The sequence below is a fragment of the Rhodoblastus acidophilus genome (genome assembly GCF_025961575.1).
Lineage (GTDB): Bacteria > Pseudomonadota > Alphaproteobacteria > Rhizobiales > Beijerinckiaceae > Rhodoblastus > Rhodoblastus acidophilus_C.
This window is the reverse complement of sequence record NZ_JAOQNX010000042.1, coordinates 1-14712: the sequence shown is the minus strand read 5'-3', so window position 1 is coordinate 14712 and position 14712 is coordinate 1. Positions and strand designations below refer to the sequence as shown.

General features: G+C 62.9%; 23 protein-coding genes and 1 pseudogene. 15 read left to right on the top strand and 9 right to left on the bottom strand.

Annotated features, from left to right (window positions below):
- Positions 1-2: 2 nt before the first annotated feature.
- Both M2320_RS21390 and M2320_RS21385 read right to left on the bottom strand, forming a co-directional pair.
- A complete protein-coding gene (locus M2320_RS21390; protein WP_184430415.1) occupies positions 3-317 on the bottom strand; it encodes a TrbC/VirB2 family protein in 315 nt (104 codons plus the stop codon).
- Positions 301-1014 (bottom strand): lytic transglycosylase domain-containing protein, encoded by a 714-nt coding sequence (locus tag M2320_RS21385; protein WP_264599023.1) that lies wholly within the window; start codon positions 1012-1014, stop codon positions 301-303. The genes M2320_RS21390 and M2320_RS21385 overlap by 17 nt, the downstream gene beginning before the upstream one ends.
- A 137-nt stretch (positions 1015-1151) precedes the next feature.
- Between M2320_RS21385 and M2320_RS21380 the strand changes: the two genes are divergently transcribed.
- The 7 genes from M2320_RS21380 to M2320_RS21350 all read left to right on the top strand — a co-directional run bounded on the left by M2320_RS21380 (position 1152) and on the right by M2320_RS21350 (position 6116).
- Positions 1152-1583 (top strand): hypothetical protein, encoded by a 432-nt coding sequence (locus tag M2320_RS21380; RefSeq protein ID WP_264599022.1) that lies wholly within the window; start codon positions 1152-1154, stop codon positions 1581-1583.
- 27 nt (positions 1584-1610) lie between these two features.
- A complete protein-coding gene (locus tag M2320_RS21375; RefSeq protein ID WP_264599021.1) occupies positions 1611-2078 on the top strand; it encodes a hypothetical protein in 468 nt (155 codons plus the stop codon).
- A gap of 2 nt (positions 2079-2080) precedes the next feature.
- Positions 2081-2752, top strand: coding sequence for an acyltransferase (locus tag M2320_RS21370; protein ID WP_264599020.1), 672 nt, complete (start codon positions 2081-2083; stop codon positions 2750-2752).
- A gap of 95 nt (positions 2753-2847) precedes the next feature.
- A complete protein-coding gene (locus tag M2320_RS21365; protein ID WP_264599019.1) occupies positions 2848-3393 on the top strand; it encodes a hypothetical protein in 546 nt (181 codons plus the stop codon).
- A 15-nt stretch (positions 3394-3408) separates the two neighbouring features.
- The gene (locus tag M2320_RS21360) at positions 3409-3990 is read left to right on the top strand and encodes a thermonuclease family protein (protein WP_264599018.1); all 582 of its coding nucleotides are present in this window, start codon (positions 3409-3411) and stop codon (positions 3988-3990) included.
- Between the two features lie 218 nt (positions 3991-4208).
- Positions 4209-4892, top strand: a complete 684-nt coding sequence (locus tag M2320_RS21355) for a DUF7146 domain-containing protein (protein ID WP_264599017.1) — start codon at positions 4209-4211, stop codon at positions 4890-4892.
- 243 nt (positions 4893-5135) lie between these two features.
- Complete coding sequence (locus M2320_RS21350; protein WP_264599016.1) at positions 5136-6116, top strand: LysR family transcriptional regulator; 981 nt, start codon at positions 5136-5138, stop codon at positions 6114-6116.
- Positions 6117-6206: 90 nt separating this feature from the next.
- Here the strand turns inward: M2320_RS21350 and M2320_RS21345 are convergent, their stop codons facing one another.
- A complete protein-coding gene (locus M2320_RS21345) occupies positions 6207-6428 on the bottom strand; it encodes a hypothetical protein (protein WP_184430423.1) in 222 nt (73 codons plus the stop codon).
- Positions 6429-6641: 213 nt separating this feature from the next.
- Here M2320_RS21345 and M2320_RS21340 point away from each other — a divergent pair, with 213 nt between their 5' ends.
- Both M2320_RS21340 and M2320_RS21335 read left to right on the top strand, forming a co-directional pair.
- Positions 6642-7211: a sigma-70 family RNA polymerase sigma factor gene (locus M2320_RS21340; RefSeq protein ID WP_264599015.1), complete on the top strand. Its 570-nt coding sequence runs from the start codon at positions 6642-6644 to the stop codon at positions 7209-7211.
- Positions 7208-7846, top strand: a complete 639-nt coding sequence (locus M2320_RS21335; RefSeq protein ID WP_264599014.1) for an NrsF family protein — start codon at positions 7208-7210, stop codon at positions 7844-7846. The genes M2320_RS21340 and M2320_RS21335 overlap by 4 nt, the downstream gene beginning before the upstream one ends.
- A gap of 19 nt (positions 7847-7865) precedes the next feature.
- Here the strand turns inward: M2320_RS21335 and M2320_RS21330 are convergent, their stop codons facing one another.
- The 5 genes from M2320_RS21330 to M2320_RS21310 all read right to left on the bottom strand — a co-directional run bounded on the left by M2320_RS21330 (position 7866) and on the right by M2320_RS21310 (position 10419).
- Positions 7866-8024 carry a hypothetical protein gene (locus M2320_RS21330; RefSeq protein ID WP_264599013.1) on the bottom strand — a complete coding sequence of 53 codons (159 nt, stop codon included), beginning with the start codon at positions 8022-8024 and terminating at the stop codon, positions 7866-7868.
- A complete protein-coding gene (locus M2320_RS21325) occupies positions 8021-8488 on the bottom strand; it encodes a maltose acetyltransferase domain-containing protein (protein ID WP_264599012.1) in 468 nt (155 codons plus the stop codon). The genes M2320_RS21330 and M2320_RS21325 overlap by 4 nt, the downstream gene beginning before the upstream one ends.
- A 1-nt stretch (position 8489) precedes the next feature.
- Positions 8490-9266 (bottom strand): molybdopterin-binding protein, encoded by a 777-nt coding sequence (locus M2320_RS21320; protein ID WP_264599011.1) that lies wholly within the window; start codon positions 9264-9266, stop codon positions 8490-8492.
- On the bottom strand, positions 9238-10113 hold the full coding sequence (locus M2320_RS21315) for a cytochrome b/b6 domain-containing protein (protein WP_264599010.1): 876 nt from the start codon (positions 10111-10113) through the stop codon (positions 9238-9240). The genes M2320_RS21320 and M2320_RS21315 overlap by 29 nt, the downstream gene beginning before the upstream one ends.
- A gap of 72 nt (positions 10114-10185) precedes the next feature.
- Positions 10186-10419, bottom strand: coding sequence for a pentapeptide MXKDX repeat protein (locus M2320_RS21310; protein WP_264599009.1), 234 nt, complete (start codon positions 10417-10419; stop codon positions 10186-10188).
- A 280-nt stretch (positions 10420-10699) separates the two neighbouring features.
- Between M2320_RS21310 and msrB the strand changes: the two genes are divergently transcribed.
- The 5 genes from msrB (at position 10700) to M2320_RS21285 (ending at position 13904) form a co-directional block, all read left to right on the top strand.
- Positions 10700-11185 (top strand): peptide-methionine (R)-S-oxide reductase MsrB, encoded by a 486-nt coding sequence (gene msrB / locus M2320_RS21305; protein ID WP_264599008.1) that lies wholly within the window; start codon positions 10700-10702, stop codon positions 11183-11185.
- A gap of 112 nt (positions 11186-11297) precedes the next feature.
- Positions 11298-11489 (top strand): hypothetical protein, encoded by a 192-nt coding sequence (locus M2320_RS21300; RefSeq protein WP_264599007.1) that lies wholly within the window; start codon positions 11298-11300, stop codon positions 11487-11489.
- A gap of 104 nt (positions 11490-11593) precedes the next feature.
- Positions 11594-11734 (top strand): hypothetical protein, encoded by a 141-nt coding sequence (locus M2320_RS21295; RefSeq protein ID WP_264599006.1) that lies wholly within the window; start codon positions 11594-11596, stop codon positions 11732-11734.
- Positions 11731-12027: a hypothetical protein gene (locus M2320_RS21290; protein WP_264599005.1), complete on the top strand. Its 297-nt coding sequence runs from the start codon at positions 11731-11733 to the stop codon at positions 12025-12027. The genes M2320_RS21295 and M2320_RS21290 overlap by 4 nt, the downstream gene beginning before the upstream one ends.
- A gap of 179 nt (positions 12028-12206) precedes the next feature.
- Positions 12207-13904 carry a methyl-accepting chemotaxis protein gene (locus M2320_RS21285; protein ID WP_264599004.1) on the top strand — a complete coding sequence of 566 codons (1698 nt, stop codon included), beginning with the start codon at positions 12207-12209 and terminating at the stop codon, positions 13902-13904.
- 81 nt (positions 13905-13985) lie between these two features.
- Here the strand turns inward: M2320_RS21285 and M2320_RS23415 are convergent.
- Positions 13986-14441, bottom strand: a pseudogene (locus M2320_RS23415) (aminotransferase class III-fold pyridoxal phosphate-dependent enzyme); the annotation flags it as partial.
- 65 nt (positions 14442-14506) lie between these two features.
- Here M2320_RS23415 and M2320_RS21275 point away from each other — a divergent pair.
- The coding region (locus M2320_RS21275; protein WP_264599003.1) for a TetR/AcrR family transcriptional regulator at positions 14507-14712 on the top strand (206 nt) is incomplete at its 3' end.

Sequence of the window (14712 nt, the reverse complement as noted above, 5' to 3'; positions counted from 1 at the left end):
CGTCAGCCGCCGCTGCTCATGCCGCTGGTCAGCGACGAGACGATTTGCGCGGCGCCGAAAATCAGCGCGACGCCGATCACGACGGAGAACGCCCAAGACCAGGGAATGCGGCTCGTCAAAGCCAGAAAGCCGACGGCTGCGACCGCGACTGTCGCGGCTGTTGTCGCGAATGTTCCGGTCATGAATTGGAGGACAGCGCTCATCGCCGTGTTCAACGGCTGGAAGGTCGAGGCCGAGGCCCACGCCATGTCCGCGCTGGCTGTCAGGCCCAGAACGGCAAGCGTCGCGACCAGAACAATATCATTTCGTTTCAACATACTGCTTCTCTCCATCCTCGTTGCTGACATAAAGCACCGAGCCGCCGATCCAGTTGAGCTTCGCTGCCGCGCCAGAGGCATCCCGCGCGTCTGCAATAAGCGCGGCTCTAGCGGACGGCGCGGCTTCCTTGTCGGCCATTCGCGTCAATCGGCTTTTGCGCGTCGACAGCACATCCAGGCCGAAATAAGTGTTGGTGACGGCTGCGACATAGCGCACGGTTTCGGCAATGGGCGGCACGCCGCGCGCCCGAAAGACGGCTTCCGGGCCGGCGTTGTAGGCCGCCGCCGTGAGCATGGCGTTGCCTTGAAATAGCGCGGTCAGGTCCTTGAGATAGTGGACCCCGCCCCGGATGTTTTGCGCAGGATCGCAAATGTCCTCGACGCCATATTGCGCCGCCGTGCCTGGCATCAATTGCATGGGGCCGCGTGCGCCCGCCGGGCTGTTCAAATCGCGGCCGTGGCGGGACTCCTGCATCGAGATCGCCAACGCAAGCTTTTCATCGACGCCTTGCGCGGCTGCTTCGCTGCGGACCAGATTCTGAATGTCGTTGTCAGAAAAAGTCGCCTGGCACAATTGCGCGGAACGACGAACCTTTATGACTCTTGCTTGCGCTTCACCCGGCGGAGGCGATGCATCTCGCGCCATAGCGCCCGCCACGGCGCACAAGAACGCACAGACTGAAACTGGTAAGCGCATGAGATTGCCTCTGGAATTTAGATGCTGCTTACAAAAAATAAATGTTGTTGGCAACTAAAAAAGGTTCGCGTACGCTGATGGCGTTCGAGTTGGAGCGTCGCTGCTCCCCCCGTCGTTTCATCACTTGGAGCACAAGAATGCTGTCTCCCCCTCCTCCAGTCTACGAGGCCTATGAGACGTCGCCGAGCGCGCTCGACCGCTTCTGCGCCTTCGGCATTTTCAGCGTCTTTGCCGTCGTTTTCGCATACGAGCCTTTGATGTGGGTCGATCAGCACACGTTCTCGATCCTTGGCTACATCCTCTATCCCCTCGAATGGACCGTGAATAAAATCCTGTTCCCGGAGGCGATCACGCCATTTCGCGGCAACGTTGGGGCGTTGCTTGTCGGCCTTCTATGCGCGGGCGTTATCGCGTTCGCCGTCGCCGCGATCGGACTCGTGCTGGGCGCACTCGGCTGGGCATTCCGCGGCGCGGCCATCGTGCACACCTGCTGCAGCGCCGTCGCAGACTTCGCGCGCGGGATTTATCGCGCCAGGATCGCAATGCCGCCCAAACGCGCTTCACGCTGAGCGCGCCGAAATATCAGGAGTCATCCCATGCTGTTCAAATCGCTTACCGCGATCACCCTCGCGGGAATTCTGTTTGCTGGACCGGCTGTCGCTGCTTCGAATGCGCTCCCGTTCTCATTCTCCCAGGCGACGACGGACGCCAAAGCCGACCCTAACGGCATCTGGTCGAGCGACGACTTCACGCCTCCACCCGGCGGGTCCGTGTCTATCTACACCTATTCCTTGAACGCGCCTGACGGGCGCTGGATCGCCTCGCAGATCTGGAACGAAAATTGTGGTTCGAGCACCTGCCCGACGCGGCTGGTCTTCATCAACAAAAATGGGGGGAGGACGCTTCGCCTGGAAGCTGACATGCAACAGGTCATTCCGCCTGGAAGCGCTCTCGCGGACCTACCCCAGACCGCCGACTTCGCGAAGCATCCCTTCAAGTTATCTGGTGACGCGCACGCGCTCATTGCCGGCGACAATCAATTCAAGATTGCCCCCAGGAAATGACGATGCGATTGATTGTTTCTGTTTTATTTTCAGGCGTTATTCTCACAGCTTCTACAGTTCAGGCGGGTCAATCCGCCGCCTCCATCGCCGCTGCCGGAATGCCCGAGCAATGCTCTCAGTTCGCCGCGAAAGTATCGGCGAGCGAGGGCAATTGGGGTTCCGTCAACCGCTTTGGCTGCCTGGGCGCCTTCCAGTTCTGTCCAGGGACGTTCGAGCGATATTACAGCGGCTCGGCGTCTTCCTTTTTATCGAGCCCATCCTCGCAGGTTTCGGCCTGGACGCAGTATGAAAAGGATTCTTGGGCGCAGGCCCAAAAGGCGGGATCGACCAGCCTCATTGGTCAGCAAGTCTGCTATGGCGGCAAGTGCGTCACAGTCGATCAATCCGCGATCCTGATGGCCTGCCAGTTCGGATGCGGCAGCAAGGGAAAGCTCGCCAACTACATCGCCAATGGCGGTCATTGCGTTGGCAGCGGCGGGAGCAGCTCGACCAATGACGGCAATGGCGTCTGCATCGCGCAATACATCGTCAAGGGCGCCGGCTACGACGTGAGCTGTTTCACCGGTCAGAAATCGACGGGCGGAAATTGCCCGGACGGCGGCGCCACCACACCCGGATCAAGCACCCCGCCGACGAACACGCCGACATTGAACCTGCCGGCGAACGCCGGATGAGCGCGCCCGTTGCGTCGCTTTGAGGCGAAAATCTTTGCAGCCCCTTGGAATTCGATATGCGTGATCTTGCAATTCGCATTGCTGCTGGCGTTGTCATGTGTGCGTTTGCACCCCTCGCCGCCGCCGCGAGTTTTACCGACGATCCCGAAGCTTGGCGACCCGTCGCCTATTCTGACCTTCGTCTGCCTGTGGGCGACGCCGCCTCCTACGCATCGATGTGGTCTGACCTTCTGGAGAAGAACAACGCCCAGCCGGCGCCAACATCCTCGCCGATCGCGAGCTACGCCTTTGGCAACCGCGCCGCCGCCGCATGGCACTTCACCGTCAATTTTCAGAACAAGCTGGTCGTGCTGACGGTCCTTTACACGCCGACGAGTTGCACCCGCGAAATCCCCTCGCCTTCCGCGGGCACGCGGATCTGGGTTTGTCCTGCCCGGGTCGTCACCTATCAGGGCGACGAATTCCGCGTAATCGACGGCGCCGGCTGCTGGCTCGAAAAGCTCGCTGGTCGCGAGCCCGAGGATTCGACCGCCACTGTGGTCTACGCCGCCTATGACGTGAAGACCAAGGCATTCCTCACCCGAGCGACCGTCGCGCATCAGGACATTGCAGCCTGCGCCGGCTCGATACCGCTGCACTGACCAGGAGCGCGCGACATGAAGTCCCCCCACGCCATTTCTGCGCTCGCGCTCTTGCTGGTGATCGCGCCGGCCTGCGCCCAGCAGCCCGCTGCGGCAGAGCCCAAGGCATCGCCCGCCTTCGATATTCCGCAATCCGGCGTGGAGTTTCAGACCGGCGACACATGGGAGCAGAACGGGCAGACGTTCCGGCTCTATGCCGTCCAGAGCTGCATTCGCCAGACCTATTTCACCAATCCCGCTGGCCTGAAAACCGACTGCTGCGAAGCCTCATTGAACTATCTGGCCGCTATCATCCGCGACACCAAGCCCCGCTGCACCGCGATAGCCCAAGCCGGGCAGCCGCCGGTCATCTACGCCGTTTGCGCCGCGCATATCGGCGCCAACACGCTCGATCTTGGAACCGTCCTGATCAGCCAAGGATTCGCACTCGCCGCCCTCGACGCCAACGGCAAGCCGATCCATTTTCCTTACGTGATCGCCGAAGACGACGCTCGTAGCCACCGGCGCGGACTATGGGCCGCGCCGGACTTTCCCAATCCCAACAAGATTCTGGCTGATGCGGCGCGCGCCGCGCGGCAGCCGGCGTCAGCGCGCTGATCGTCGACGCCGTAATGCCGCTCGTCGCCCTCAAGAATTACACAGCGGCTGAAGTCGCCGCCATTTTGCACGGACATCCTGAAGGCTCCGGTTATCTGTGTCGTTGCCCTGTGCTCACCCATGGAAAAGGGCGCGGCGACCGCCGGCCCTCGCTCGGCGTTTCCGACGGTCGGCGCGGCGTCGTCTTTCATTGCTTCGCTGGCTGCTCGCATGACCAAGTGGCGGCCGCGATCAACAATTTCGCCGGGTCTCCCCTGCCGGCCCCGTCGCCCATCGTCGGCGGCGTGAAGCCGAAAACCACCAGCACATTTGCGCGGAAGCTTTGGGCCTATTCCCGGCCTATCGCCGGCACGCTCGCAGACAAATATTTGCGGTCGCGCGGGTTCACGGCGCCGCCTCCGGCCACCGTTCGATTTTTGCCGCGTTACCGCTACGACGCGATTCGCGAGTTTCCATGCCTCATCGCCGCAGTCCAGGCGCCGTCTCGCGAGATAATCGCCGTCCAGCTCACGTTTCTTGGCGCAGACGGCCGAAAAGCGCCTGTGACATATCCGCGCCGCGCCATTGGCCCCTATGCCGACGGGATGTTGCGCCTCGCGCCGGCCGGGTCCCACCTTGGCATAGCCGAAGGATTTGAAACCGCCTGGGCGGCTTCTCTCGTTCACAAACTTCCGGTCTGGGCGACCTTGAGCCGCGACCGCTTCTTGATCGCGAAATTTCCGCCGGAAGTTCGGCGGCTCACCATATTTGGTGACAATGACAAGCCAGGACGCGAGGCCGCCGACGCCTTGCTGTCCGCTGGCCGCGATCTGGAAATTGATATTGTTCTACCGCCATGCGCCGGGGACGATTTCGCCGACGTATGGGAACGTCAGGTCCGCGAAGTTGCGGGACGAAGCTAACGCCGACGCTCGAATGCCGGCGATCACCCACTTCCGCTTCTCCAAGAGCGAACGGTCGCAATCATTAGACTTTCCCTGGTCGTTATGGCCTGGGATCGCATTCGTTTGCCACCGTGAACATCACAAGGCGGTGGAAAAATCGGTGCGCGCCGCGTACTCTAGGCTGGTCAGCTTCGCTGAGGACGGGGCTCGGACCGGCCAAAACTTGTGGCCGGCGCCCTCTCGGCTTCGTCGGGGACGCCCATGGAAATGCATCAAATCCGCTATTTCCTCGCGGTCGCAGAAGAGCTGAATTTCACGCGCGCGGCGGAAAAATGCCATGTGGCGCAACCTTCGCTGACGCGCGCCATCAAGCTGCTGGAAGAGGAAATGGGCGGCCCCCTGTTCCACCGCGAGCGCGCCAACACGCATCTGACCGAACTCGGCCGATCCGTGCGGCCTCATCTCCAGGATGCACTGGTCCAGTCAGATATCGCCAAACGCGTCGCTCGCGAATTCAAGACATTGCAGAAGCTGCATCTCAAACTCGGCCTCATGTGCACGGTCGCGCCGACGGAGTTGGTCGGTCTCGTCGGCGCCATCCGGGCCCGCCATCCCGGCATCGAGGTGGAGCTGGTGGACGCGAGCGCGCGTGAACTCAACGAGAAACTCATCGAGGGCGAACTCGATGTCGCCATCTACTGCCTGCCCAATGATGAGGCCTCCGAAAAGCTTCTGTTTCGCCCGCTGTTCTGCGAGCGGATGATGATCGTCCTGCCTCGCGAGCATAAACTCGCAACGCGAAACGCCATCCGCGTCGTCGATCTCGATGGCGAGCCTTACATCAACCGGGCGAAGTGCGAGTTCAGAGGCTATTTGGGCGGGTTTTTCGTCGAAAGGGGAGTCAAATGCGAGGTCGTGTTCCGCAGCGAGCGCGACGACTGGGTTTTGGCCATGATTGCGTCTGGCCAGGGCTTTGGCTTCATGCCCGAGAATTGCGCCTCCAACCAGGGCGTCGTGACGCGTCCCCTTGTCGATCCCGAGTTGTGGCGTGAGGTCAATTTGGTGACAGTCCGCGGTCGGCCGCATTCGCCTGCAGTCGCGGCGCTGGTGAAGGAAGCGGCACAAATCAATTGGGGAGGAAATCCGACTCTGGCCGCGGCGAATGCGCCAACCAAGTCGGCCATCGTGATCGGACGCGCCGCAGGGGGGTGGCGCCGCATCCAGACCATGGTTGAGAGATAGGACCTTGTCGTCCGCCTTCTTGCCTCTCAGCGGTGTGGCGGAGGCGACCGAGGCGGTGACTCTCGGCCGCAGCAGACTCGCGCGCCCGCGTCAGCGAACGTTGCAAAATCCGAAGACCCGTTGCTCGCAATCGTTGGATACGTTGCCGCCCTGATAAAGGCTTTGGAAGCTCGTGGGGGCAGGCATGGGCGCGGACGTATGGCGCACGATTCCAACGCCAGCGCGATGGTGACGATCGAGCGTATCGGCATTGGCGCCGGAGGAAGCGAAAGCGGCGGCGGCGAGGGCGGCGATGGTGAGCAGCGACTTCATGGTTTCATCCTCTTGGTTAAGCAGGGGAACAATTCCCTTCTGCATGAGAGATTTGGCCATGGAGGGCGGGAAATTTGAAATATCGGCTGTCCATGGGTTCGATAGCCTGCCGCTATGTTGAGGGGGCCCTTCGCCACGGGAGGCGCCAGAACGCGCGACATCAAGGCTTCGCCGATGTAACAATCGAAAGCGTTGGCCGTAAAAAGGGCTGGAATGTCGGACTGGAAAGCGCGGGATCTCGAATGGAGCGCGGACATGCGCGCAGCCCTTGCGGGCGATAACCAGGCGTACAAACGCCTGCTGACGGCGCTCGCGCCCTTCCTGCGCAAAATAGCCTTGCGCGCCTGCGCGCGAACGGGAATGTCGGCGAGCGAAGTGGAAGACGCGATTCAGGAAACCCTGCTCGCCGTCCACCTCAAGCGCCACACTTGGGATCCCACGCAGCCGCTGGCGCCTTGGCTCGCGGCGATCGCGCGCAACAAGGTGATCGACGCCGCGCGCAGGCGGGGCCGCCGCGTCGAGACGGATATCGCGCCCTTCGAGGACATTCTCGCTGCGCCCGACGAGACAGAAATTCTTGAGCGCGAATTGGACCGGCAGGAAGCCCTGCGCCTCCTGGATCAACTGAGTCCGAAGCAGCGCGAGGCGATCGAGGCCGTGTCGATCCGCGGCCAGAGTCTGCGCGATGCGGCTGCGGCGCTGGGCGTCAAGGAAGGCGCGCTGCGCGTCTCCGTGCATCGCGGACTGAAATCCCTCGCCGAACTCTACAGGAAGTCAAGTTGAAGACCGAAGACCTCATAGCTGCGCTGACGGCGGACAATGAAACCAAGGCCGCGCCCCTGTCGCGGACCCTGGCGCTCGATCTTGGCCTCGGGTTTGCGGCCTCTATCGCGTTCTTTTTCGCCTTCGTCGGCTTGCGCGACACGTTCTTCATTTCGCTCGACCAGCCACGTTTTCTGTTCAAATTCGTCTTCAGCCTGACCATGGCGGCGAGCGGGCTGGTTCTCGCCTGGCGTTTGGCGCGACCGGGCGCCAATCCGGGTCGTGCTGCAAAGGCGGTCTTGCTTGGCCCGGCGCTCGTCATCCTCGCCAGTCTTGTCGAGATGGCGGTCACGCCATCCGGTCTCTGGGAGACGCGGATGATCGGCCATAACGCCCTCCATTGCCTGACGCTGATCCCGTTGATGTCGATGGCGCCGCTCGTCGGCCTGTTCGCGACGCTCCGCCACGGCGCGCCCACCGATGGCCGCCGCGCAGGCGCCGCTGCGGCGCTCGCTGCCGCCGGCCTTTCGGCGACGCTCTACGCGATGAACTGCCCTGACGATTCGCCTCTGTTCCTCGCGGTTTGGTACATGATCGCGACCGCGATCGTCGTGGTGGCCGGGTGGTTTGCCGGCGGGCGCCTGTTGCGTTGGTGAGGCTGCCGATCGCGTGGTCCTAAGCACGAAATCCTTTTCGGTCTTTTTCGGTGATCGGCCTTATGACACGCGCGGGTGCGCCGGCCGCAATGAGGCCGGCGGGAATGTCGCGCGTGACGACGCTTCCGGAACCGATGATGCTCTCGTCCCCAATCGTGACGCCCTGGTTGATGTTCACACCTCCACCGACCCAAACACGGTGGCCGATGCGGACGGGCTCGGCCCAACGGCGGCTCGCTCCATCGCGTCAATGGCGTGATTTGACGTGTATATGCCAACCCGTGGGCCGAACAACACGCTGTCGCCGATTTCGACGGTGGCGCCATCGAGAATGACGCAGTCGAAATTGGCATAGAAGTCTCTGCCCGTGACAATGTTGAACCCGAATTCGCAGCGAAAGGTTGGCTCGAAAAATGTCCCCGGCCCGACACTCTTCAGCAATTTGAGGAGGATCTTCTCGCGGCAGGCGGCGTCGCGTCCAATGGAGGCATTGTATTCGTTCGTCAGAATGACGGCGTTCGCTCGCGCTTGGATCAGCTCAGGCGTGGGGTCGTTGTACAGCTTTCCAGAAGACGTCAAACGCATCTGGTCCTGAAGACCGTTTTCAATCTGTGGAACGTTGCCGTCCCGCCCGCTTTGCACGTCAGATGCCCGCGTACCATTCGTAGCCGCGGTCGGGCCAATAGCCGCCCTTGCCGCGACCCAGCGTGTCGAGCCGCTCGACCAGTTCGATGCGCATCACATATTTGGCGTGCTTGTAGCCGAGTTGGCGCTCGACGCGCAGGCGCACAGGCGCGCCGTGGCCGACGGAAAGCGGCGCGCCGTTGAGGCTGTGCGCGAGTATGGTCTGCGGGTGGAAGGCGTCGATCAGATCGATGCTCTCATAATATTGGCCGGTTCCATCCGCTGCATGCTCCAGGAAATCTGCGCAATGGAAGACGGCGAAGCGGGCGGCCGGAAGCGGGTTCGCGCGCGAAAGAACTTCCGACAGTTGCGGCCCCTGCCATTGGCCGATGGCGCTCCAGCCTTCCACGCAATCGTGCCGCGTAATCTGCGCGCGTTGCGGCAGGGCGCGCAGGTCCGCAAGCGACAGGTCGAGCGGCGTGGCGACCAGCCCGTCCACACGCAGCTTCCAGCTCGCAAACTGATCGGCGAGCAGCGCCTCGTATTCGGGCGTGTCGGGCCGCTCGGTTCCATTGACTTTGAAATCCGGAGACAGGTCGGCGGCTGAGAACTCGCGCGCCATGGAATGACGGCCTCCGAGGGCGCGCTGGGCGCGATAAGTCAGGCCTTGCGCCGAGGCGATCAGCTCCTCGAAGGTCCATGCGTCGGCCGGGCGGCTAAAACCCAGCGCCGTCGCGCCGAGGCCGAGCGCGCTGAAGCGCAGGAACTTACGGCGCGGAATGACGATCCGGCTCATGGCCAGCCTCCACTTCTATTTTGAGCTTTCCGGTGATCATGGAGCGGATCTCGTTGATCGGACCGGCGAGAACCACCATGACCAGATGGACCAGGATGAACAGGACGATCAGGCTGGCCGCGATGAAATGGATCGTGCGCGCCGACTGGCGCCCGCCGAACAGATCGATCAGCCAGGGCAGGATGGCGTCCATTCCTGGCGACATGGTCAGCCCTGTGAGGATCACCGTCGGCAGCAGCACGGCGACGACGCCGAGATAGGCGAGTTTTTGCAGTGGATTGTAATGGCGCGCCGCCTCGCCTCTCGGGAACTGCAATTTTACATGATGGACGACGTCTGCGAGCAACGCGCGCGGATTTAACTGTTTGCGCGTCGGCAGGAGATCGCGGCGCAAATGGCCGTTGGCGAGGCCGACGAGACAATAGACGGCGAGATTGGCTACGAAGAGCCAGGCGAAAAAGAGGTGCCAGCGCCGGCCGAGCGCAAGTGAGCGGTAAGACGGCAGAGTCGCCCAATAGGGAAGCGCGCGGTCATGCCATTCGCCGTCCGCGTCCTTGACCGCGCCCAAATAACCAGTCGTGTCCAGCGTCTTGCCTCCAATGCGCAAAAAACCCTTCAGCGCGTTGTCGTCGGTTTCCTGCGCGCCGATTTCGAGGGCGGGCCGGTCGCGATCCGAGCCGTACGGGCCCCAGTAAAAGGCGGGATGGGCCATGAGGATCTGCAATCCGCTCGGCAACAGGATCAGAATGCATAGGACGTTGATCCAGTGCGTAATGCGCGTGACCAGTGCATGCCGGTGAACGAAGATTTTCGCGTGGGCTTTGGTCAGCGGCTGGCTCTGCGTCATCACGGGCGTCCTCGCGAGAGATGAATTGGACGTCCGCCGCAAGAAAGACGCGGCGGACGTCCCGACAGCGGCTTACTTGTCGCCCTTCATGGAGTCGCCGTGCATCTTGTCGGACTTCATCGCGTCGCCCTGCATCTTGTCGCCTTTCATCGCAGCGCCAGTCGCCTTGTCACTTTTCATTCCGTCGGACTGCATGGCGTCGCCCTTCATCGAGTCGGCGGCGAAGGACGGGCCCGCGGCGAAAGCGGACGCGAGCGCAAATACAACGCCCGCGGCGACGTGATGTTTGAAGGTCTTGGCGGTCATGGTGTGCTCCTTCTGGATGTTGCGGCATGGCCGCGTCTGTTCCGCCTCCGACATGTCGAAGGCGGCTTGGGACCTCAAAGAGCGAGGTCGCCGAAGCGGGGATGGACCTGCGCGCTGGCGCCGCGCGCTTGTCGCTATCAGATACGGAAGGAGATTTGACTTGTTACAGAGCGGCGACGGAAATCGATGTGTCCGTGGGCGAGTGCGTCAGCTGTAACAAGCCGGCGCCTCGGCGCGTAACGGGCTTTGCGTCGATCGCACGGCGCCGGGAGTATTTTTCATGACCACCAGACGCACGCTCGTCCGAAGCGCATTAGCCAGCTTTGCCGCATTGGGCTTTGTCCGCAACACGCGCGCCGCGCCGGGCGGCGGGTTCGAACTCACGCTCGACGACGCGGAATGGCGGCGCCGCCTGACGCCGGAGCAATATGACGTTCTGCGCCACGAGGGCACGGAGCGCGCCTTCACCAGTCCGTTGCTGCATGAAAAGCGCCGCGGCCTGTTCGCCTGCGCCGGCTGCGGGCGCGATCTGTTCTCGTCCGAGACAAAATTCGACAGCGGCACGGGCTGGCCGAGTTTCTGGGCGCCGTTGGACAAGGCCGTGGGGACCGAGCAAGACCGGAGCTTTGGCATGGTGCGCACCGCCGTGCATTGTGCGCGGTGCGGGGGGCATCTCGGCCATGTCTTCGACGACGGGCCGAAGCCGACAGGCTTGCGCCATTGCATGAACGGCGTCGCCCTGACGTTCAAGCCCACGTCGGCTTAGGCTGCGCGCCCAAGCGCGTTTGAACGCATCGAGCAGACCGGGCGTTGTTTGAGCAGAGCCCGGCGGCAGATGAGAGGGTTGGCGCCATGCTTCGTCCCTCGTGCTTCTGTGTTTGTCGCCTGACGTTCTCGCGGGTGAGGTCCGCAGCGCGGTTCCCCAGTCCTATCTGGAGGACGCCTTTCTCAAGTCGCTTCGCGCGTCGAAGGCGCTCGCTGAAATCGGCGTGACCGTTTCTCCTCTGTCGAAGGACGACTCCAGCGCCGCGCAGGCGGCGGTCACGTCCGGCGCCGCCGAACCGGCGTAGTCACGTTTGCCGAAAGGGACCAGCGCGCGCTCGAAAAAGCGGGACCGGAAGCTTCGCTGCTGACAAGACTCTTCCTATTCAAATCGGCGAAGGAAGTGTCGTTGATGCAGAACTCCTTCCTGGGCGAGGCCGCCATGGGCGATGCGAGCCGAACCGGGCTCTTTCCCCTCAAATTTTGGAACCACGGCGTCACCTATCTGCTGACCAAGCCCCCCTCCGGACGGCGGCCGACCTGCAAAATTTGACGCTTGCCGCCAACGCGGCTTCGCCCGGGTTCAAGTCGCTCTCGTCGCTGGGCGCGTCGATGTCCGATGTCTCGCCCCGTGGCGCGATGTCGATGAGGGGCGGCAAGGTCGGCGGCTTCGAAACTTCGCTGGACAAGGCCACGCAAGATTTAGCCGAGGGCTACGGCGGCAAGCTATATCTGACGACGGCCTGGCCGCAGACAGGTTCAGTGATGATGGTCGGATATAACCGGCCGGCGCGCGTCTGCATTTCCTTGACTGTCGGCCCGCCGCTGAGCCCGGTTCCAAACTGATAATCCGACAGAATCACGTCAAACCGCCATACGCTTGTCGAGATTCGAGCTGTCGGGGGAAAAGTTATCCCTGTCGCGGCCCATAGCATTAAGGGTAGTTTTATATTTCTCGCACAGGTTGAAATACCTCTTTTCACAACCTAGAGGCGTTTACGCCCTGCAAGTTTGGACCCCGACGCATGCAGCTCTGGCGCGACCTGAAAATCGGAAAGAAAATCATCGCGGCCCTGGCCGCCATGTTCGTGCTGGCCATCGTGGTCGGCGCGCTGGGCATGACGCAGATGGCGGCGATCAACGCCAGGGCGATCGATATCCGCGACAATTGGCTGCCTTCTGTTGGCAAGATCGACCAGCTCAATGTCGCCCTGACTCGGGTTGGGCGCACCGAAAATGCGCTGCTCCTAGCGGTGGCCTCGCATCACGATTCAGCGCAAGCCCTCGCCGACCACAAGACCGCCCTCGATAAGGTCGATCAGGCTTATGCCGACTATAAGCCTCTGATCTCCGCGAACACGGACGATCAGAAATTGATGGCCGAATTCTCGGAGCTGTGGCCGCGCTACCGCAAGATTTCGATGGATACGGTCGAACGGGCGCTCAATGGAGACATCGACCGCGCCGCGGACGAATCTATGGCGGTTAACCTGCCGAAGCGGATCGAAATCCAGAAGGTTCTCGAAAAGGATGTCGCGTTCAACGCGTCCGAAGGCGCCAGAGCCGCGCGAGAGGGAGAATCCATCTACGCCTCGGCGCGCCTCATCATGCTGGGGGCCCTGGCGCTAGCGGCTCTTGCTGGTGGGGCGGCGGCTTTCGCGCTGATCGGCGGCGTGTCGCGTCCGCTCGGACAGGCCACGGCCGCGATCAAGCGGCTGGCCGGCGGCGATTTCGAGATGGACATCGCGGCAGATGCGCGCAAGGACGAGGTTGGCGAGTTGATCCAGGCCCTGACGGTGTTCAGGGCCAACATGCTGCAAGGCCGCAAACTGGAGGCGGAGGCCGCGCGGAGCCAGGCGCGCGCCGCGGAGGAGCGCCGCGCGCACGCGCTGAAAATGGCCGAGGATTTCGACCGCAGCGTCAATTCAATTGTTGCCGAAGTGGCAAGGGCCGCCGGCGAGTTCCAGGGAACGGCGCGTATCCTCAGCGATTCCGCGGTGGAAACCGCCAGCCAGGCCAAGGTGGTCGCCGAAGCCTCGGAGAATTCCTCGACCAATATCGGCTCGGTGGCCTCCGCGACGGAACAACTCACCTATTCGGTGCAGGAGATCAACGGCCAGGTCGTCCAGTCCCGGCAGATCGCCAGCGAATCCGCGGAGCAGGCGGAAAAGACCGATGCGCAAATGCGCGAACTCTCCGCCGCCGCGGAAAAGATCGGCGGCATCGTCAGCCTGATTTCCGACATTGCCGCGCAGACCAACATGCTGGCCCTCAACGCCACCATCGAGGCGGCGCGCGCCGGCGAGGCCGGACGCGGGTTCAATGTGGTGGCGCAGGAGGTGAAGTCGCTCGCCGAGCAGACGACCAAGGCGACGGCCGAGATCGCCGGCCAGATCGGCGACATCCAGGCCACGGCGCAGCGCGCGGCGCAGAACATTTCGGCCATCGTGCGCACCACCGAAGAGACCAACCGCGTGGCGCAAACCATCGCGGCCGCCGTCTCCCAGCAGGGCGAGGCGACCTCGGAAATCGCCCGCAACGTGCAGCAGGCGTCAAAGGGGGCGCAGGCGGTGACGGAAAACATCGGCGGCGTGCTGACGGCGGCGCAGCATTCCTCCGCGGCCTCGACGCAAATGCTCGCCTCGGCGCAGACGCTGTCGCAGCAGTCCGAACGGCTGCGCAAGGAGGTCGACGCCTTCCTCGCGAGCGTGCGCGCCGCCTGACTCACGCCGCCTGCGCTGCATGGAGGCTCCGGCGGCGTGAAGCGGCGAATAGCGGCCTGAAGCCAAAGAGTTGCGAGCAAGTTCGCGGCTGAGCGTGCATTTGGGCCGGCCGAGCGCCTTGGCGATGGCGCCGATGGAGCGCCCGGCCGCCCGCAACACGCCGGCAGGGGGGTGCACTTCGCGTTGGGACTCAGGCTGTACGCAGATGAACACGAACGCTGCGGCTACGCACCTGGAGGGGGGCAGGATCGGCCGTCCCGAAGGAAACACCGCGCACGGAAACAGCTCGTCGCGGAACCGTTTGGCTTGCGAGCTCGAGCCGCTGGTGTTCACGAGGAAGGATTCGTCCGCAACGGTCTCAACAGTCTTGCGCGCGACCGCCATGGCGAGGGGCTTGCCGCCAAACGTGCGGCCGTGCGTTCCCGGCATCATGGTTACGCGATTTTTCCACGGGCATGGGGAAACCGTTCCCAGCCCCTTGGCCGTTGCGAGAATATCCGGCGTCGCGCCGGCGGGCTGATAGGCGAGCAGCCGGCCGGTCCGCCCGCAGCGCTCTTGACTATTTGGTCAACAGGACTAAATTGCCTGTCAGGAGCAATGTGATGGGCGGCCAAATTCCTGAAACCAAGAGACGGCTGATCGCCGCAGCGCTGGAGTTGATCTGGCGCAGCAGCTATGGGTCCGTCAGCGTCGACGACATCTGCAAGGCCGCCGATGTGCGCAAGGGCAGCTTTTATCACTTCTTCCCGTCCAAGGCCGATCTCGCCGTCGCCGCCATGGACCATGCCGACAAGGAGTTGCGCGCCAC